25 protein-coding genes and 1 pseudogene are annotated in these 16,706 nt (G+C 38.9%); 24 read left to right on the forward strand and 2 right to left on the reverse strand.

Going from position 1 to position 16,706, the window contains the following annotated elements:
- The first annotated feature begins 29 nt into the window (after positions 1 to 29).
- The 22 genes and pseudogenes from rplR (at position 30) to salA (ending at position 13,862) form a co-directional block, all read left to right on the forward strand.
- Positions 30 to 392: a 50S ribosomal protein L18 gene (rplR, locus tag IEV41_RS18590; RefSeq protein WP_188390014.1), complete on the forward strand. Its 363-nt coding sequence runs from the start codon at positions 30 to 32 to the stop codon at positions 390 to 392.
- A 21-nt stretch (positions 393 to 413) separates the two neighbouring features.
- On the forward strand, positions 414 to 914 hold the full coding sequence (gene rpsE, locus IEV41_RS18595; protein ID WP_188390015.1) for a 30S ribosomal protein S5: 501 nt from the start codon (positions 414 to 416) through the stop codon (positions 912 to 914).
- Between the two features lie 19 nt (positions 915 to 933).
- Positions 934 to 1,116, forward strand: coding sequence for a 50S ribosomal protein L30 (gene rpmD, locus IEV41_RS18600; protein WP_188390016.1), 183 nt, complete (start codon positions 934 to 936; stop codon positions 1,114 to 1,116).
- Positions 1,117 to 1,149: 33 nt separating this feature from the next.
- A complete protein-coding gene (rplO, locus tag IEV41_RS18605) occupies positions 1,150 to 1,590 on the forward strand; it encodes a 50S ribosomal protein L15 (protein WP_188390017.1) in 441 nt (146 codons plus the stop codon).
- On the forward strand, positions 1,590 to 2,885 hold the full coding sequence (gene secY / locus IEV41_RS18610; protein WP_188390018.1) for a preprotein translocase subunit SecY: 1,296 nt from the start codon (positions 1,590 to 1,592) through the stop codon (positions 2,883 to 2,885). The genes rplO and secY overlap by 1 nt, the downstream gene beginning before the upstream one ends.
- 60 nt (positions 2,886 to 2,945) lie before the next feature.
- Complete coding sequence (locus tag IEV41_RS18615; protein ID WP_188390019.1) at positions 2,946 to 3,599, forward strand: adenylate kinase; 654 nt, start codon at positions 2,946 to 2,948, stop codon at positions 3,597 to 3,599.
- Positions 3,596 to 4,342: a type I methionyl aminopeptidase gene (map, locus tag IEV41_RS18620; RefSeq protein WP_188390020.1), complete on the forward strand. Its 747-nt coding sequence runs from the start codon at positions 3,596 to 3,598 to the stop codon at positions 4,340 to 4,342. Before IEV41_RS18615 ends, map begins: the two co-directional genes overlap by 4 nt.
- A 78-nt stretch (positions 4,343 to 4,420) precedes the next feature.
- Positions 4,421 to 4,639, forward strand: coding sequence for a translation initiation factor IF-1 (gene infA / locus IEV41_RS18625; RefSeq protein WP_188390021.1), 219 nt, complete (start codon positions 4,421 to 4,423; stop codon positions 4,637 to 4,639).
- Between the two features lie 39 nt (positions 4,640 to 4,678).
- A complete protein-coding gene (rpmJ, locus tag IEV41_RS18630) occupies positions 4,679 to 4,792 on the forward strand; it encodes a 50S ribosomal protein L36 (protein ID WP_003156543.1) in 114 nt (37 codons plus the stop codon).
- 21 nt (positions 4,793 to 4,813) lie between these two features.
- Positions 4,814 to 5,179: a 30S ribosomal protein S13 gene (gene rpsM / locus IEV41_RS18635; RefSeq protein ID WP_188390022.1), complete on the forward strand. Its 366-nt coding sequence runs from the start codon at positions 4,814 to 4,816 to the stop codon at positions 5,177 to 5,179.
- A 23-nt stretch (positions 5,180 to 5,202) separates the two neighbouring features.
- Positions 5,203 to 5,592, forward strand: a complete 390-nt coding sequence (gene rpsK, locus IEV41_RS18640; protein ID WP_188390023.1) for a 30S ribosomal protein S11 — start codon at positions 5,203 to 5,205, stop codon at positions 5,590 to 5,592.
- A gap of 136 nt (positions 5,593 to 5,728) precedes the next feature.
- Positions 5,729 to 6,420 (forward strand): annotated as a pseudogene (gene rpoA / locus IEV41_RS18645) (DNA-directed RNA polymerase subunit alpha).
- 102 nt (positions 6,421 to 6,522) lie between these two features.
- On the forward strand, positions 6,523 to 6,885 hold the full coding sequence (gene rplQ, locus IEV41_RS18650; RefSeq protein ID WP_188390024.1) for a 50S ribosomal protein L17: 363 nt from the start codon (positions 6,523 to 6,525) through the stop codon (positions 6,883 to 6,885).
- Between the two features lie 203 nt (positions 6,886 to 7,088).
- Entirely contained in the window at positions 7,089 to 7,931 is an 843-nt protein-coding gene (locus tag IEV41_RS18655; protein ID WP_188390025.1) for an energy-coupling factor ABC transporter ATP-binding protein, read from the forward strand.
- Positions 7,907 to 8,782, forward strand: coding sequence for an energy-coupling factor ABC transporter ATP-binding protein (locus IEV41_RS18660; RefSeq protein WP_188390026.1), 876 nt, complete (start codon positions 7,907 to 7,909; stop codon positions 8,780 to 8,782). The genes IEV41_RS18655 and IEV41_RS18660 overlap by 25 nt, the downstream gene beginning before the upstream one ends.
- Positions 8,772 to 9,566, forward strand: a complete 795-nt coding sequence (locus IEV41_RS18665) for an energy-coupling factor transporter transmembrane component T family protein (RefSeq protein WP_188390027.1) — start codon at positions 8,772 to 8,774, stop codon at positions 9,564 to 9,566. The genes IEV41_RS18660 and IEV41_RS18665 overlap by 11 nt, the downstream gene beginning before the upstream one ends.
- Positions 9,567 to 9,578: 12 nt before the next feature.
- Positions 9,579 to 10,334 (forward strand): tRNA pseudouridine(38-40) synthase TruA, encoded by a 756-nt coding sequence (gene truA, locus IEV41_RS18670; RefSeq protein ID WP_188390028.1) that lies wholly within the window; start codon positions 9,579 to 9,581, stop codon positions 10,332 to 10,334.
- Positions 10,335 to 10,493: 159 nt separating this feature from the next.
- Positions 10,494 to 10,931, forward strand: a complete 438-nt coding sequence (rplM, locus tag IEV41_RS18675) for a 50S ribosomal protein L13 (protein ID WP_188390029.1) — start codon at positions 10,494 to 10,496, stop codon at positions 10,929 to 10,931.
- A gap of 24 nt (positions 10,932 to 10,955) precedes the next feature.
- A complete protein-coding gene (gene rpsI / locus IEV41_RS18680) occupies positions 10,956 to 11,348 on the forward strand; it encodes a 30S ribosomal protein S9 (protein ID WP_188390030.1) in 393 nt (130 codons plus the stop codon).
- A 128-nt stretch (positions 11,349 to 11,476) separates the two neighbouring features.
- The gene (locus IEV41_RS18685; protein ID WP_188390031.1) at positions 11,477 to 11,923 is read left to right on the forward strand and encodes a DUF2521 family protein; all 447 of its coding nucleotides are present in this window, start codon (positions 11,477 to 11,479) and stop codon (positions 11,921 to 11,923) included.
- Between the two features lie 64 nt (positions 11,924 to 11,987).
- On the forward strand, positions 11,988 to 12,701 hold the full coding sequence (gene cwlD, locus IEV41_RS18690; RefSeq protein ID WP_188390032.1) for an N-acetylmuramoyl-L-alanine amidase CwlD: 714 nt from the start codon (positions 11,988 to 11,990) through the stop codon (positions 12,699 to 12,701).
- Positions 12,702 to 12,803: 102 nt separating this feature from the next.
- Positions 12,804 to 13,862, forward strand: a complete 1,059-nt coding sequence (salA, locus tag IEV41_RS18695; RefSeq protein ID WP_188390033.1) for an iron-sulfur carrier protein/transcriptional regulator SalA — start codon at positions 12,804 to 12,806, stop codon at positions 13,860 to 13,862.
- Positions 13,863 to 13,902: 40 nt separating this feature from the next.
- On the opposite strand, the gene gerD is transcribed toward salA, so the two are convergent.
- Positions 13,903 to 14,532 (reverse strand): spore germination lipoprotein GerD, encoded by a 630-nt coding sequence (gerD, locus tag IEV41_RS18700; RefSeq protein WP_188390034.1) that lies wholly within the window; start codon positions 14,530 to 14,532, stop codon positions 13,903 to 13,905.
- Between the two features lie 140 nt (positions 14,533 to 14,672).
- On the opposite strand from gerD, the gene IEV41_RS18705 reads away from it, so the two are divergent.
- Positions 14,673 to 15,323, forward strand: a complete 651-nt coding sequence (locus tag IEV41_RS18705; protein ID WP_188390035.1) for a KinB-signaling pathway activation protein — start codon at positions 14,673 to 14,675, stop codon at positions 15,321 to 15,323.
- Positions 15,324 to 15,337: 14 nt separating this feature from the next.
- On the opposite strand, the gene pdaB is transcribed toward IEV41_RS18705, so the two are convergent.
- Positions 15,338 to 16,102 (reverse strand): polysaccharide deacetylase family sporulation protein PdaB, encoded by a 765-nt coding sequence (gene pdaB / locus IEV41_RS18710; protein ID WP_188390036.1) that lies wholly within the window; start codon positions 16,100 to 16,102, stop codon positions 15,338 to 15,340.
- A gap of 159 nt (positions 16,103 to 16,261) precedes the next feature.
- Here pdaB and IEV41_RS18715 point away from each other — a divergent pair, with 159 nt between their 5' ends.
- Positions 16,262 to 16,492: a hypothetical protein gene (locus IEV41_RS18715; protein WP_188390037.1), complete on the forward strand. Its 231-nt coding sequence runs from the start codon at positions 16,262 to 16,264 to the stop codon at positions 16,490 to 16,492.
- The last annotated feature ends 214 nt before the right edge of the window (positions 16,493 to 16,706 follow it).

The following is a 16,706-nucleotide window of genomic DNA, read 5'->3' on the forward strand; positions in this document are numbered from 1 at the left end:
CCTTTAGGTGAATGAAAGGAGTGACACAGATGATCACTAAACCTGATAAAAATGCGGTACGTAAAAAGAGACATGGTCGTGTTCGTGCGAAACTTTCAGGTACTGCACAACGTCCTCGTTTAAACGTATTCCGTTCTAACCAACACATTTACGCTCAAGTTATTGATGATGTAAATGGTTTAACATTAGCAAGTGCATCTACTATGGATAAAGAAGTATCTTTAGATGCTACAAGTAACGTGGCTGCTGCGACTGCAGTTGGTACATTAGTTGCTAAACGTGCTGTTGAAAAAGGTGTTAAAGAAGTAGTATTTGATCGCGGTGGATATTTATATCACGGACGTGTTAAAGCTTTAGCAGAAGCTGCTCGTGAAGCTGGATTAGAATTTTAATAGTAAAAGGAGGGACAATAGATGCGTCGCATTGACCCAAACAAATTAGAACTTGAAGAACGCGTTGTTACGGTTAATCGTGTTGCGAAAGTAGTTAAAGGTGGACGTCGTTTCCGTTTCGCAGCATTAGTTGTAGTTGGTGACAAAAATGGTCATGTAGGTTTTGGTACAGGTAAAGCACAAGAGGTACCTGATGCAATCCGCAAGGCAATCGAAGATGCTAAGAAAAACTTAATTAGTGTACCAGTAGTTGGTACAACAATTCCACACGAAGTTATCGGTCGCTTCGGAGCTGGTGAAGTATTCTTAAAGCCAGCATCTGAAGGTACTGGAGTTATCGCTGGTGGACCAGTTCGTGCGGTACTTGAATTAGCTGGTGTACATGACATTCTATCTAAATCATTAGGTTCAAACACTCCTGTTAACATGGTTCGTGCAACTATGAACGGATTAAATAGCTTAAAGCGCGCTGAAGAAGTGGCTAAGTTACGTGGTAAGAGTGTAGAAGAAATTAGAGCATAAGATAAGGAGGGAATAGACAATGGCAAAGAAATTAGAAATTACCCTCGTACGTAGTGTGATTGGTTCTAAACCAGACCAACGTGCTACTATTGAAGCACTAGGTCTTAAAAAGACTAACCAAACTGTGGTGAAGGAAGAAAATGCTGCAATGTTAGGCATGATCAACAAAGTTTCTCACCTTGTATCTGTAAAAGAAATTTAATATAAATTCATAAAACATAAGGAGGTGCGCATAATGAAACTTCATGAATTAAAACCTGCTGAAGGTTCTCGTAAAGTTGCAAAACGTATCGGACGTGGACACGGTTCTGGTAACGGTAAAACTGCTGGTAAAGGTCATAAAGGACAAAACGCTCGTTCTGGTGGCGGTGTTCGTTTAGGATTCGAAGGTGGTCAAACTCCTTTATTCCGTCGTTTACCAAAACGTGGCTTCACTAACGTGAACCGTAAAGAGTTTGCAATCGTGAACCTTGAAACATTAAATGTTTTTGAAGAAGGAACGGAAGTAACACCAGCTTTATTAATTGAAACAGGTGTTATTAAGAAAGAGATGAACGGTGTTAAAATCTTAGGTAACGGTAAGTTAGAAAAGAAATTAACAGTAGTTGCTCACAAGTTCTCTCAATCTGCTAAGGAAGCTATCGAAGCTGCTGGCGGAAAAACTGAGGTGATTTAATGTTTCGTACAATCTCCAACTTTATGCGCGTTGCTGATATAAGACGAAAAATCTTTTTCACCTTACTTATGCTTATTGTTTTTAGGATTGGCACATTTATCCCTGTTCCAGGTGTAAATACAGAAGTACTTAAGTTGCAAGATCAGTTGAGTGCATTTGGCATGCTGAATACATTCGCTGGTGGAGCACTTGAGAAATTCTCTATTTTTGCAATGGGGATTATGCCTTATATTACGGCATCCATCATTGTACAATTACTACAAATGGACGTTGTACCTAAATTCTCTGAATGGGCGAAACAAGGTGAAGTAGGGCGTCGTAAATTAGCTCAGTTTACCCGCTATTTCACTATCGTGTTAGGTTTATTCCAAGCGATTTTCATGTCAATTGGATTTAACAACATGGCAGGTGGCGGGCTGATTGAAGATTCTAGTTGGACAACATATCTTTATATCGCTCTTATCTTAACGGCAGGAACAGCTTTCCTTATGTGGTTAGGCGAACAGATTACAGCTAAAGGTGTTGGGAATGGTATCTCTATTCTAATCTTTGCTGGTATCGTCGCGGCTGTGCCGACTACTATTAATGAAGTTTACGTACAGCAATTCCAAGATGCTGGTGACGCGTTATTCATGAATAGCGTGAAAGTTGGATTAGTCGTTCTTGCCCTTCTTGCTGTAATCGTAGGTACAATCTACATTCAACAAGCAACAAGAAAGATCCCAATTCAATATGCAAAACGCCAAGTTGCTGGTGGTAATACAGTGGGTGGTCAAAACACACACTTACCATTAAAAGTTAACTCGGCGGGTGTTATCCCAGTTATCTTTGCGGTATCGTTTATTATGACGCCACCAACGATTGCTGGATTCTTCGAGAAAAATGCGGTAACGACATGGATTATTGAGAACTTTGATTATTCCAAGCCTGTTGGAATGGCCATCTATCTTGCATTAATCGTCGCGTTCACGTATTTCTATGCATTTGTTCAAGTTAATCCTGAACAAATGGCGGAGAATCTGAAAAAGCAAGGCGGGTATGTTCCTGGTATTCGTCCAGGGAAAAATACAGAAGATTACTTAACAAGTGTGTTATATCGTTTAACATTCGTGGGAGCTATCTTCTTGGCGGTAATTGCAATCTTACCAGTAGTCTTTATTGCGATTGCAAAATTACCACCATCTGCTCAAATTGGTGGAACAAGTATCTTAATCGTAGTTGGTGTTGCTCTAGAAGTGATGAAGCAACTTGAAAGCCAATTAGTGAAACGACACTATAAAGGTTTTATTAAATAATGAGCGAGTGGGAAGAAGTATCTTCCCTACAAGCTCATCTTAAATCGAAGGGGAAAAAATATGAACTTAATTTTAATGGGGCTTCCGGGTGCTGGTAAAGGTACACAAGCTGAAAAAATTATTGAAAAATATCATATCCCTCATATCTCTACAGGTGATATGTTCCGTGCTGCAATCAAAGATGGAACAGAACTTGGTTTAAAAGCGAAATCTTATATGGATCAAGGAAATCTTGTTCCAGATGAGGTAACAATCGGTATTGTACGCGAGCGTTTAGGAAAAGATGATTGTAAAAATGGTTTCTTGTTAGATGGATTCCCAAGAACTGTTGCACAAGCATCTGCACTACAAACAATTTTAGAAGACTTAGATCGGAAGTTGCATTATGTCCTAAATATTGATGTAGATCCTAGCGTGTTAGTGGCACGATTAACTGGTCGACGTATTTGTAAAGAATGCGGCTCTACGTATCATTTAATTTACAACGCTCCTGTTAAAGAGGGCGTATGTGATAAATGTGGTGGAGAGTTATACCAACGTTCTGATGACAACGAAGAAACAGTAACGAACCGCCTAAATGTTAATATCGAGCAATCGAAACCGCTTTTAGATTTCTACGGAGAGCGTGGATATGTAAAAACGATTAACGGTGAGCAAGATATTAATAAAGTATTTGACGATGTAAATGCAATTATTGGGGGCTTATCGCAATGATTATTTGCAAAACCCCGCGCGAAATTGAGATCATGCGTGAAGCTGGAAAAATAGTGGCGTTAACTCATCAAGAGCTGAAGAAGCATATTGTACCTGGTATCTCGACAAGAGAATTAGATGCAATTGCAGAGAAATTTATCCGAAGTCAAGGTGCAACGCCTTCGTTCAAAGGATATAACGGCTTTACAGGGAGCATTTGTGCGTCTGTTAATGAAGAGTTAGTTCATGGCATCCCAGGGAAACGAGTTCTTAAGGAAGGCGACATTATTAGCATTGACATCGGTGCTAAATACAATGGATATCATGGTGATTCTGCTTGGACGTATCCAGTAGGAAAAATCGCAGATGATGTTCAAACGTTACTAGATGTAACAGAGAAATCTTTATATCTTGGTATCGAAGAAGTAAAGCCAGGTGTACGTTTATCAAATATTTCACATGCTATTCAAACCTATGCCGAAGCAAATGATTTCTCAATCGTGCGTGAATATGTTGGTCATGGCATCGGCCAAGACTTACATGAAGCGCCGCAAATTCCTCATTACGGTCCTCCAAACAAAGGTCCAAGACTAAAGCCAGGTATGGTATTAGCCATTGAACCGATGGTGAACCAAGGAAAACGCTATGTGAAAACATTAACCGACAATTGGACAGTAGTAACTGTGGATGGTAAATGGTGCGCTCACTTTGAGCATACAATAGCCGTTACCGAAACAGGATATGAAATATTAACAAAGATTTAGCGGTAACATCTTCATTGAAATATATCTCCAAAATCTCAGAGAAGTAAGCTACTGATTTGAAGAAGGGAGAACGTTAAAATGGCAAAAGATGATGTAATTGAAATTGAAGGTACTGTAATTGAAACTTTACCTAATGCTATGTTTAAAGTAGAATTAGAAAATGGTCATGTAGTGTTAGCTCATGTATCAGGTAAAATTCGTATGAATTTCATCCGTATTCTACCTGGTGACAAAGTAACTGTTGAGTTATCCCCGTATGATCTGAATCGTGGACGTATTACGTACCGTTTTAAATAAAAAACTTAGCACTCCGTAATATTTAAGGAGGTTCGAGATATGAAAGTAAGACCATCCGTAAAGCCTATCTGCGAAAAATGTAAAGTTATTCGCCGTAAAGGTAAAGTAATGGTTATTTGCGAAAACCCGAAACATAAACAAAAACAAGGTTAATAACAAGGAGGTGCTCGTTACATGGCACGTATTGCAGGTGTTGATATCCCTCGCGACAAGCGCGTTGTGATTTCATTAACTTATATCTTTGGTATTGGTCGCACGACTGCAACAAAAGTACTAGCAGAAGCTGGTATTTCTGAAGACGCTCGTGTTCGCGACTTAACAGAAGATGAATTAAACAAAATCCGTGAAGTGATCGACAGCTTAAAAGTTGAAGGTGATTTACGTCGTGAAATCTCTCTTAACATTAAGCGTTTAATCGAAATCGGAAGCTACCGTGGTATCCGCCACCGTCGTAGTTTACCAGTTCGTGGTCAAAACTCTAAAAACAACGCTCGTACACGTAAAGGTCCACGTCGTACAGTAGCTAACAAAAAGAAATAATTAAGTAAAGGAGGTAAACGAACATGGCTCGCAAAACAAACACTCGTAAGCGTCGTGTGAAAAAGAATATCGAAGCTGGTACAGCTCATATTCGCTCAACTTTCAACAATACAATCGTAACTATTACTGATGTTCATGGTAACGCGTTAGCATGGTCTTCAGCAGGTGCTTTAGGATTCAGAGGTTCTCGTAAATCTACTCCTTTCGCTGCACAAATGGCTGCTGAAACTGCTTCTAAAGCTGCGATGGAGCATGGTTTAAAAACATTAGATGTTACAGTAAAAGGTCCTGGAGCTGGTCGTGAAGCTGCTATTCGTGCACTTCAAGCTGCTGGTTTAGAAGTAACTGCTATTAGAGACGTTACTCCAGTACCTCATAATGGATGCCGTCCACCAAAACGTCGCCGCGTATAATTTGTCTGTATAGATTTTCAAACTTTGTCTATAATGGGATATGATAGACCTATTTTAGATAGTATTATACAGAATTATCGCTTGTTGTTGTGCGCATTCGGGAACTGCCTAATGAGGACCCTATCGGTTAGACTTTATGTCTAGCCGGGGGTTGAATGACGATGCCAAGTTTGGCAAATTTGTTATTGAACCGATTATCTTCTCTTCCTGGAGCTGCTGTAACATCGATTCAAATTGATGGAGTTTTACATGAATTCTCTACGATCGAAGGTGTAGTAGAAGATGTAACAACTATCATCTTAAACGTGAAAAAGCTTGCACTGAAAATCTATTCAGATGAAGAAAAAACGCTTGAAATTGATGTTCAGCGTGAAGGTGTTGTCACAGCTGCTGATATTACGCATGATAGCGACGTGGAAATCTTAAATCCAGATCTTCATATTGCTACTTTATCAAAAGATGCTAACTTACGTATTCGTTTTACTGCAAAACGTGGACGTGGTTACTCACCAGCTGATTCCAACAAACGAGAAGATCAACCAATAGGTGTTATTCCTATTGACTCTATTTATACACCAGTATCACGTGTGACATACCAAGTGGAAAACACACGTGTAGGCCAAGTTGCTAACTACGACAAGCTGACACTGGATGTATGGACTGATGGAAGCATCGGACCAAAAGAAGCAATTGCCTTAGGTGCGAAAATCTTAACAGAGCATTTAAATATCTTTGTTGGATTAACGACGTAACTTAGGACGTAAATCTTTAGAAGAAGTAAAACATAAGCTTGAAGAATTAGGTTTAGGCTTACGTCAAGATGACTAGTACAATCTAGGCATCTTCTTGTTTTGAAGATTTTCCTATGATTAGATAATGAAAATTGACTCTTATATATGTTGACATTATCAACAAAGGAGGGAACTAGACATGGCATACAGAAAATTAGGACGTACAAGTGCACAACGTAAAGCTTTATTACGTGACTTAGCAACTGATTTAATCATCAACGAGCGCATCGAGACAACTGAAACTCGTGCGAAAGAGCTTCGTTCAGTAGTAGAGAAAATGATCACTTTAGGTAAGCGTGGAGATCTTCATGCTCGTCGTCAAGCTGCTGCATTCATCCGTAAAGAGGTTGCAAACGCTGAGACAAAACAAGATGCATTACAAAAACTATTCGCTGATATCGCTCCTCGTTACACAGAGCGTCAAGGTGGTTACACTCGTATCGCGAAAATCGGCCCACGCCGTGGTGATGCAGCTCCAATGGTAATCATTGAGTTAGTGTAATATTAATAGAACCCAAAGGGCAGGACGATGCTATTTTATAGCTGGTCATGTCCTTTTTTTTATCTTGTTTGTCCCGTATGAATGGCTAGTAAGAAAGGGCCCTTTTGCTATACCATTCATAGGGGAGAAAGGATAGGTAGTGTATAGATACGTTGTGTAGTATATAATCGAAATAGCAAGATTAGTTGATAAGGGGGATAGTAATGAAGAAAGAGCAATTACGTGTAGAGAATATTTCCTTTACATATCCAAGTCGTGATACATCGGCACTAGAAGAAGTGTCTTTTTCCTTATATGAAAATGAGTGGTTAGCAATTATTGGTCCAAATGGGTCTGGAAAATCAACGATGAGTAAAATTATAAATGGGTTATTATTACCGAGTAGTGGAACGGTTACAGTTGGAGAAGATTTATTGTTATCAGAAGATACAGTGTGGGATATACGTGAAAAGATTGGTATTGTCTTTCAAAACCCTGATAATCAGTTTGTTGGGACAACGGTCATTGATGATCTTGCATTTGGTTTAGAGAATTTATCTATTCCAAGAGAAGAGATGGTACGCCGTATTCCCCGTGTCCTAGAGCAGGTAGGGATGACAGGGTTTGAAGATGCAGAGCCACATTTACTATCGGGTGGACAGAAGCAACGTGTAGCGATAGCGGGTATTTTGGCAATGCAACCATCCATTATTATTTTGGATGAGGCAACGTCGATGTTAGACCCAAAAGGACGTATGGAAGTAATGAAGACCGTCCGAGCATTAAAAGAAGAAATGAATCTGTCTGTTATTTCAATTACGCATGATTTAGAAGAAGCAATGCATGCTGATCGTATTCTTGTTTTACATAATGGGAAAAAAATAGATGAGGGTACACCGAGTGAAATTTTCGAACAAGCTAAGATGTTACAAGAAATTGGATTAGATGTACCATTTGCAGTGAAGCTGTCAGCATCATTACGAGAAGAAGGAATTAATATTGGAGCGAATCACCTTTCAATGGAAGGAGTCATAGAAGCATTATGCAAATTACATTCAACGAAGTAGAACATCGCTATGCTAAAGGGACTCCTTTTGAACGACGAGCTCTTTATGATATGGATCTTACGTTAGAGAGCGGTCAGTATTATGCCATTATTGGACATACTGGATCGGGGAAATCGACATTTATTCAACATTTAAATGGGCTTTTACAACCAACTAGTGGGACGGTGACGGTCGGAGAGGATGTTATTGTTGCTGGTAAGAAGAACAAAGGATTGAAGAGTCTTCGTAAAAAGGTAGGGGTTGTTTTTCAATTCCCAGAGCATCAGCTATTTGAAGAGACGGTCGAGAAGGATATTTGCTTTGGTCCAATGAATTTTGGCGTAGCAGAGGAAGATGCGAAAGAAAAAGCTAAAGAACTGGTTACACTGGTTGGTTTGTCAGAAGATGTGTTAGATCGTTCTCCGTTTGAGTTAAGTGGGGGACAAATGAGGAGAGTAGCCATTGCCGGGGTATTGGCAATGGAGCCAGAGGTACTTGTTCTAGACGAACCAACAGCAGGTCTAGATCCAAAAGGCCAGCATGAATTAATGAAGATGTTCTATCGCCTACATAAAGAAAAGAACGTAACAATCATACTTGTAACACATAACATGGAGGATGCAGCGAGATATGCAGATCATCTTGTCATTCTTCATAAAGGTACAAAGTACATAGAAGGAACGACAGAAGAAATTTTTTCACAAAGGGAACAGTTAGAGAGGGTAGGGTTATCTCTTCCTATTACGATTCACTATCAACAACAAATTGAGGAGAAGCTAGGTATTACACTTCCAAGGAAGGCGCTAACGCTAGAATCATTAACGAAATCACTTGTTCCTTTTTTACAAGGAGGAATGAACGATGCTAAGTAATATGATTATTGGTCGGTACGTACCTGGTCGCTCCTTTATCCATCAGCTTGATCCACGTTCGAAGTTAACAGCAACGTTTATCTTTATGATTATCGTATTCTTAGCGAATAACGTGTACACATATGGTTTATTGATAGGGTATACGGCACTTGCTATTTATGTATCAAATGTTCGTCTTCGGTTCCTTGTAGCTGGGTTGAAGCCAATATTATGGCTCTTCTTATTCACATTCTTCTTGCATATTTTGACGAATAAGCAAGGAGAGGTATTAATTCAAGCTGGATGGTTTTCTGTTCACGCAGAAGGGCTTAGACAAGGAATTTTTATTTCAATACGTTTCCTCCTGCTTATTACAATGACAACATTGTTGACATTGACGACAACACCTATTGCCATTACAGATGGTATGGAGAGTATTCTATCTCCTGTGAAGCGTATATTACCTGTTCATGAAATTGCGTTAATGATGTCTATCTCATTACGATTTATTCCCACGTTAATGCAAGAGATGGAAAAAGTAATGAAAGCTCAAACAGCACGAGGAATTGATTTTGCAAGTGGACCGATGAAAGAGAGACTTCGTGCGATGGTATCACTTCTTATTCCATTGTTTGTGAGTAGTTTTAAACGAGCAGAAGATTTGGCAATGGCGATGGAGTCGAGAGGGTATCGTGGAGGAGAACATCGCACCAAATACCGAGAACTAATATGGCGACGAAATGACACTCTAATAATTGGTAGTTTACTCGTGGTCACGATTGTTTTATATTTAATAAGGTCGTAACGGAGAGTGAAAATGGAAAGAATAAAATGTATTGTTGCGTATGATGGAAATGGTTTTGCAGGTTATCAAGCGCAACCGAAAGAACGAACGGTGCAAGGTGTCATTGAACAAGTATTAGAGCGTATGCACTGCCAACCTATTCGGGTGCATGCATCTGGTCGAACAGACGCGACTGTTCATGCAGTAGGACAAGTATTGCATTTTGATACAACAGTAGAGATGACTGCCGACCGTTGGAAATATGCATTAAATGCGCAGCTACCAGAGGATATATGGATTGTCAGTGTAGAGAAGGCGGACTCTTCATTCCATGCACGTTACGATGCAGTAAAGAAAGAATACCGCTATAAAGTATGGAATAGCAAAGAAAAGAATATCTTTGGTCGCCATTATCATTATCATTATCCATATGCTGTGTCAGTAGAGGCCATGCGAGAAGCAGCTTCATATCTTGTTGGTACACATGATTTCACGGCCTTTTGTTCTGCGAAGAGTGATAAAGAGGATAAAGTACGTACGATTTATGAAATAAATATTTTACAAAAAAATGAAGAAATTATATTCGAATTTGTTGGAAATGGTTTTTTGTATAATATGGTACGTATTATGATGGGAACGTTACTCGATGTGGGACAAGGACGGCAGAAACCAGTAGAAGTATTGGGAATACTAGAAAAGAAGGATCGTTCACTCGCAAGGAAGACCGCTCCTGGACATGGATTGTACTTATGGGAAGTGACATATCCTTCTCATAGAAAAGACAACTAATCCTGGTGTAACATTTTCTTGACATTAGTTTTTAGAAGTTATAAAATAGCATATGGTATTGTTTCAAAACCACGGTTAGCCCCGGAAGATTAATCGTGTTTAAATAAACAATAAAATAAGAAATTTTTTAATGACTTATTATTTTTAGGAGGGAAAGAAATGCGCACAACTTACATGGCGAAAGCTAGCGAAGTTAACCGTAAATGGTTCGTTGTTGACGCTGAAGGTAAAACTTTAGGTCGTCTTTCAACTGAAGTAGCATCTATCTTACGTGGGAAACACAAACCAACATTCACACCACATGTTGACTGTGGAGATCATGTAATCATCATCAACGCTGAGAAAATTGAATTAACAGGTAAGAAATTAACTGATAAAATTTACTACCGTCATACAAACCACCCAGGTGGTTTAAAACAACGTACTGCATTAGAAATGCGTACAAACTACCCAGTACAAATGCTAGAATTAGCAGTTAAAGGTATGCTTCCAAAAGGCCGTTTAGGTCGTCAAATTGGTAAGAAGTTATACGTTTACGCGGGTAACGAACATCCACATCAAGCACAAAAGCCAGAAGTTTTCGAACTTCGCGGTTAATTGACTATTTAAGGAGGGTTTACATTGGCACAGGTTCAATATTATGGTACTGGACGTCGTAAAAGTTCAGTAGCACGAGTACGTTTAGTTCCAGGCGAAGGACGCGTAATCATCAACGGTCGTGATTTTGAAAACTATATCCCATTTGCTGCACTACGTGAAGTTGTTAAACAACCACTTGTAGCAACTGAAACTTTAGGCAGCTATGACGTTTTAGTAAACGTTAGCGGTGGTGGATACACTGGTCAAGCTGGTGCAATCCGTCACGGTATCGCACGCGCTTTATTAAAAGCTGACCCTGAGTTCCGTCCAACACTTAAGCGTGCTGGATTATTAACTCGTGATGCACGTATGAAAGAGCGTAAGAAGTACGGTCTTAAAGGCGCTCGTCGTGCACCTCAGTTCTCAAAACGTTAATTTTATATTTCCGTTTCAACCCTTTCAACTTTGTTGGGAGGGTTTTTTTATGTGCTTTTTTAGTTGGTTGTTTTAGGTATGTATGAACCCTTTATGTGTGCCCACACTACACACAAGGGGGTTTTTTGATGGGTGTTATTTTTACATTTAAAGAAAAAAGACGACAAAAGCAAATGATATTTGAGAAACGCGCATTACGTGAGTTATCACTTGAATCACTTCGAGCGAGTATTTCTCGTTTTTTAAAAGAGCAACCAATTAAAAATCGTTCCATTGAATCCATTATGGAAGATTATTTTCTTGAGTCAGCAATTGAATCGTATCTACTAGGTGCTCGCTATAGTAAGTTTAGTTATTACGGAGAGCAGGTTGATGCGATTCGAAATCGTTCATTAGAAGAGGAGAAACATTTAGTCAATCATTTATATCATTACTTTTATTTTGCAGGAGGTTTAGAGGATGCCGCAAATAAGCAAGAAGTCATTTATGAGAAGTGCAAAGGGTTTGTAGAGACGTGGTGGAGAGAAGGGTTCCATAAGGGAGAGCGTCGATATAAACTACGATTAATTCGATGAAGGTCATATTTCTCCTCCTTGTCCCATATAGTGAAAGAGTAGAGGACTAGCAGGAGGGGGAGAAATGAAAAGGATAGTGAAATATGGTTCATTGCTGGTAGCGGCAATTTTGCTTTTTTTTCTCGTAAAGCATACATTCCCTTTCTCTGATTCGTGGAAGCAGTGGAACTTGCCGCTCTCTGGGAAAATTATTGTGCTTGATCCAGGTCACGGTGGTCCAGACGGTGGTGCGACTAAGTCTGGGGTGAAAGAGGAAGATATCACGCTTCTTATAGCAGAGAAGACAAGGGATTATTTACAAGAGCAAGGCGCACTTGTTCTCCTTACCAGAGAAGGAGATTATGATTTAGCAGATAAGGATACGAAAAGTTTGAGTCGGCGGAAAGCGCAAGACTTAAAGTCTCGAGTAGAATTAATCAATTCGTCGAATGCTGACTTTTTTGTAAGTATTCATTTGAACTCGTTTCCTTCTTCTAATTCCCAAGGGGCCCAAACATTTTACTACCATGCGCGAGAGGAAAATGAACGAGCGGCGAAATTTGTACAAGATGAGTTCCGTAAGAGTTTAGAAAATACGGACCGTATAGCAAAGGAAATTAGTCGTGTATACTTATTAAAGCATGCAAAAGTTCCTGGAGTACTAATAGAGGCAGGGTTCTTATCCAATTCAGAAGAGCGAAAATGGCTTAAGACGAAGACCTATCAGGAAAAAGTAGCAGAAGCATTATATCGTGGAATTATGCGATATTATACAGATAAAGGAGACCCTCCGGATTAAGACGGGGGTTTTTTGTATGTAAGTGCTCGTGAAGGTGTAAGGAAGAAGAGTGTGTTATACTAATAGTCATAAGATTAGAAATTTTAATAGGTGGTGTAGGGCATGTTCACGAATGAAGTAGTAGTAAATGTACTTGGAGATTTACAAGATCCTTTTTTACATAAACCATTAAAAGAAACGAATGGGATTAAAGAAATATCAATTAAGGAAGAAAAAAATCATGTGAGTGTAAAGGTTGCTCTTTCGAAGACAGGTACACCAGAGCAATTGCAATTACAGATGCAAATAGTTAACTTATTGAAAGAAGCTGGAGCAAGTACAGTAGGTATTCGTTTCACGAACTTAACAGAGGAAGAAATGGCCCAGTTTGGCGGAGAAGAAGCAAATGGAGAGTCGTTATTAACAAGTAAGAAGCCTCCTGTATTCCTTGCGATTGCTTCGGGTAAAGGTGGCGTTGGGAAATCAACGGTATCGGTAAATATTGCAGTGGCATTAGCTCGTTTAGGGAAAAAAGTCGGCATTATTGATGCTGATATTTACGGTTTCAGCGTACCTGATATGATGGGGATTTTAAAACGTCCGGTTGTACGTGGTGAGCGAATCATTCCTGTTGAGCGCTTCGGGGTAAAGGTAATGTCTATGGGCTTCTTCGTAGAAGATAATGCACCTGTTATTTGGAGAGGACCGATGTTAGGGAAGATGTTAAATCATTTCTTTGATGAAGTAGAATGGGGAAATCTTGATTACTTAATTCTTGATTTACCACCAGGAACAGGTGATGTTGCATTAGACCTACATAATATGCTTCCTTCATGTAAGGAGATTATCGTGACGACGCCACATCCAACAGCGGCATTTGTTGCTGCTCGTGCAGGTACGATGGCACTAAAGACGGACCATGAGATTATTGGGGTCATTGAGAATATGGCATACTTTGAAAGTGAGAAAACAGGTGGGAAAGAATATGTCTTCGGTAGAGGAGGCGGCACGAAGTTAGCGGAGGAGTTACAAACAATGTTATTAGGACAAATCCCGCTACAACAACCGTATGAAGACGAAAATGATTTTGCGCCTTCTATTTATAGTGAGGATCATCCAACTGGGCGTATTTACATGGATATTGCAAAGAGAGTCATACAAGAAGCTGTAATAACAAAATAAGTATACAAAACAGGACACGAATTTTCGTGTCCTGTCGTTGTTATTGTCCTTCTTCTCCTTCCTCCTCTTTTTTCTCGCCGCCCTCTTGTTTGTTACCTTCTTTCTTTTCACCGCCTCCTTGCTTCGATAAGATATCATTTGATGCTTGGCTAATCATATCAATCATCTTCGCTTGGAAGACAGGGCTATTTAATGTCTCTAATATAATTCCTTGTAGATGTTGTCTATATTGTTGACTCTTTAGTAAGTCGAGTGTTTGTTTTTCGATTTCAGGATTTTTTAGAATTTCTAACATGCTCGCTTGGTATTCAGGGTCTTTCATTAATGATTTCATTAACTCTTCTTGTTGAGGTTGGAGACTTTTTCCGAAGCTTGCTGCGAACTTCGGATCTTTGAATGTCTTCTCCCAAAATTGCTTTCCTTTATCAGAGAGGAGTGTATTTTCGATAGAAGAGGCAATAACAGCTTGATCCATGACGAGTGCCTCTTTCATCTTTTCGTCTTTCATTAGGTCAGTAAGAGCTTTTTTAGCTTGATCAGATTTCAAGATGTCGACAACCATTTTTTTTGTATCGTCATAATTAGGCTCGGATTGACTATTGTTATTCCCACCGATGCATCCTGTTAGGACAGAACATGTAAGGAAGAGTGTGGCAATGGTTCGTTTCATAACAGTAGAAGCTCCTTTCATTTAGCTTACCTATTTCTAATATTGATTTTTCAGCTAAAAATATACATCGTCTGACTAGCTTTTATAGGTAGTGATTGGTAGAATTTATTACGAAGAAAGTTTTAACGGGGGAATGGGAAATGAAAAGTAGGCAATGGGTACGCTTCTTCTTGACGACCTTATTAATTGGGGGATTAAGTACGTTTTTCGTAGCGATAGTCATGAAGTGGGAAAAGTATATAGAGGTGTTTACGTCATTTGATGGAATGAAGATTTTGACGGAAGTGATTTGGCTAGTGGGGATGGGCTTCTTATTTAGCTTAGTAAGTCAGATGGGCTTCTTTGCTTATTTAACGGTACATCGTTTTGGATTAGGATTCTTCCGCACGCCGAGTCTTTGGAATATAATCCAAGTATTTCTAATTGTTATTGCATTAGTGGATTTCCTATATTTACAATCGGTATTCTCAAATGAAGATTTATCTTTCTTGTCACATCTACTAGCTGTAGTATGTATTGGTATAGTGGCAGTGGGTGTTGCGTACAAAAAGGCAAAAGAAACGAATAAGTTCGCTTTTGTTCCGACATTGTTCTTTATGATTGTTGTAACGATGATTGAGTGGGTACCAGCGTTAAAGGCAAATAATAAAGATATGATGTATTTAATGATTGTGCCGTTATTAGTATGTAACATGTATCAAGTGTTAAAGTTACATAAAATTACGCAAGCAACAATGACAAAAGCAAAACCAACGAAACAAAAAAGCAAAAAGGTTGCCTCATCTGTATGATGAGCAACCTTTTTTTATTTTACTTCTTTTCGTTTTAATTCCGTATTAGCAATTAGCTCAGAGATCGTTGCGTTATTATACCCTTGTTGTGCAATTTCACGGAGTAAGAGAGGGAGTGCTTTTTTTGTTTGTAAAGCAACGTCTGAGGCGTGTAACAAAATAATATCTCCGTTTTGTAATCGTTTTGTTACATTTTCTACAATCCTCGCGACACCTGGGCTATTTTCATCGTTGGAGTTGTTGCTCCAGTGAATAAATGTGTAGCCCATGTCATTAGTAATCTTTAGTATTGTTTTATCAAACTCTCCATATGGTGGACGGAATAGATAGATATCTTTTAGCCCTTGTTTTGTAAAGACATCTTTTGCTTTTTGTAAGTCTTGACGAATTTCTGCGTCTTCTAATTCTTTGTAATTCTTATGTGCGTATCCCATGCTTCCGACTTCATGTCCCTCATCTACGATCTGTTTGACGATTTCGGGATGCCTTTCTGCCCATGCTCCGCTAATAAAGAATGTAGCGTTATGAATTTTTTCTTTTTTTAGTGTTTCAAGAATGGGCATTGCAAGCTCATTTCCCCATGCGAGGTTAAATGTAAGTGCTACTTTCTTTGTTGCTTCGTCTCCACGAGAAATGGCTTTTGGTCCTGATTTTGTAGAAAAGGCAGAATCATACGGTTGCTGTTGTAAGAATAATAGCCAAGCTGTGAAAAATGCGAGGATGATGATAAAGGTTATTTGTTTTACTTTGCTTAACTTTGTTACAAAGAAGATAAACATCTCTTCTCCTCTCCTTGTCCTGTATTCTCTGTTATACGTATATGTAAGAGTACGGGACAGTAGTACAAGGGTCTTTGTTTTTTCTAAAAAAGATTCATAAATTAACATGTTTTGGAAATAACTAATGTAAATTCATTTAGCGATAGAGGTGGGAAGAAGATGTTAGGGTTCTTAGTCAACGAAAAGGAAGTTAAAGAGTTGGAGTATGTGTTAAAAAGAGAGATGGAAGAGATTTTATTTGATATCGGGGACGAGCGGATGGAAAAAGTCGTGAAACGGGCATTAGAGGAGAGGTACCATATTTTATTTCGTCTTTTTAAGAGGATTGCTCCTCCAGTTGAGTGTGGAAAATATATGTGGAAAAAAACAAAAAGAAAAGATAAAAAGTAGTTGACCCGTAGGTAAGAGGATGTTATAGTAATAAACGTCGCTGCTGAACAAAACGTTCAAAACAACGACAAGAAAAGTTGTAGAAAAACAGTTTGACATCAACGAAAGAAGATGTTAAGATAAAAAAGTCGCACTAAGCGATGTTAGTTCTTTGAAAACTAAACAAAACATGAAACGTCAATTTTTATTTTATGAGCAATTCAAATTTCTTTTA

Origin of the sequence: Priestia taiwanensis, from assembly GCF_014638355.1 — a bacterium.
GTDB lineage: Bacteria > Bacillota > Bacilli > Bacillales > Bacillaceae_G > Priestia_D > Priestia_D taiwanensis.

What these genes read in the sequence shown, in the direction of transcription:
- rplR (WP_188390014.1), top strand. Translation starts at nt 30, where the DNA reads ATGATCACTAAACCTGATAAAAATGCGGTACGTAAAAAGAGACATGGT.
- rpsE (WP_188390015.1), top strand. Translation starts at nt 414, where the DNA reads ATGCGTCGCATTGACCCAAACAAATTAGAACTTGAAGAACGCGTTGTT.
- rpmD (WP_188390016.1), top strand. Translation starts at nt 934, where the DNA reads ATGGCAAAGAAATTAGAAATTACCCTCGTACGTAGTGTGATTGGTTCT.
- rplO (WP_188390017.1), top strand. Translation starts at nt 1,150, where the DNA reads ATGAAACTTCATGAATTAAAACCTGCTGAAGGTTCTCGTAAAGTTGCA.
- secY (WP_188390018.1), top strand. Translation starts at nt 1,590, where the DNA reads ATGTTTCGTACAATCTCCAACTTTATGCGCGTTGCTGATATAAGACGA.
- IEV41_RS18615 (WP_188390019.1), top strand. Translation starts at nt 2,946, where the DNA reads ATGAACTTAATTTTAATGGGGCTTCCGGGTGCTGGTAAAGGTACACAA.
- map (WP_188390020.1), top strand. Translation starts at nt 3,596, where the DNA reads ATGATTATTTGCAAAACCCCGCGCGAAATTGAGATCATGCGTGAAGCT.
- infA (WP_188390021.1), top strand. Translation starts at nt 4,421, where the DNA reads ATGGCAAAAGATGATGTAATTGAAATTGAAGGTACTGTAATTGAAACT.
- rpmJ (WP_003156543.1), top strand. Translation starts at nt 4,679, where the DNA reads ATGAAAGTAAGACCATCCGTAAAGCCTATCTGCGAAAAATGTAAAGTT.
- rpsM (WP_188390022.1), top strand. Translation starts at nt 4,814, where the DNA reads ATGGCACGTATTGCAGGTGTTGATATCCCTCGCGACAAGCGCGTTGTG.
- rpsK (WP_188390023.1), top strand. Translation starts at nt 5,203, where the DNA reads ATGGCTCGCAAAACAAACACTCGTAAGCGTCGTGTGAAAAAGAATATC.
- rplQ (WP_188390024.1), top strand. Translation starts at nt 6,523, where the DNA reads ATGGCATACAGAAAATTAGGACGTACAAGTGCACAACGTAAAGCTTTA.
- IEV41_RS18655 (WP_188390025.1), top strand. Translation starts at nt 7,089, where the DNA reads ATGAAGAAAGAGCAATTACGTGTAGAGAATATTTCCTTTACATATCCA.
- IEV41_RS18660 (WP_188390026.1), top strand. Translation starts at nt 7,907, where the DNA reads ATGCAAATTACATTCAACGAAGTAGAACATCGCTATGCTAAAGGGACT.
- IEV41_RS18665 (WP_188390027.1), top strand. Translation starts at nt 8,772, where the DNA reads ATGCTAAGTAATATGATTATTGGTCGGTACGTACCTGGTCGCTCCTTT.
- truA (WP_188390028.1), top strand. Translation starts at nt 9,579, where the DNA reads ATGGAAAGAATAAAATGTATTGTTGCGTATGATGGAAATGGTTTTGCA.
- rplM (WP_188390029.1), top strand. Translation starts at nt 10,494, where the DNA reads ATGCGCACAACTTACATGGCGAAAGCTAGCGAAGTTAACCGTAAATGG.
- IEV41_RS18685 (WP_188390031.1), top strand. Translation starts at nt 11,477, where the DNA reads ATGGGTGTTATTTTTACATTTAAAGAAAAAAGACGACAAAAGCAAATG.
- cwlD (WP_188390032.1), top strand. Translation starts at nt 11,988, where the DNA reads ATGAAAAGGATAGTGAAATATGGTTCATTGCTGGTAGCGGCAATTTTG.
- salA (WP_188390033.1), top strand. Translation starts at nt 12,804, where the DNA reads ATGTTCACGAATGAAGTAGTAGTAAATGTACTTGGAGATTTACAAGAT.
- gerD (WP_188390034.1), bottom strand. Translation starts at nt 14,532, where the DNA reads ATGAAACGAACCATTGCCACACTCTTCCTTACATGTTCTGTCCTAACA.
- IEV41_RS18705 (WP_188390035.1), top strand. Translation starts at nt 14,673, where the DNA reads ATGAAAAGTAGGCAATGGGTACGCTTCTTCTTGACGACCTTATTAATT.
- pdaB (WP_188390036.1), bottom strand. Translation starts at nt 16,102, where the DNA reads ATGTTTATCTTCTTTGTAACAAAGTTAAGCAAAGTAAAACAAATAACC.
- IEV41_RS18715 (WP_188390037.1), top strand. Translation starts at nt 16,262, where the DNA reads ATGTTAGGGTTCTTAGTCAACGAAAAGGAAGTTAAAGAGTTGGAGTAT.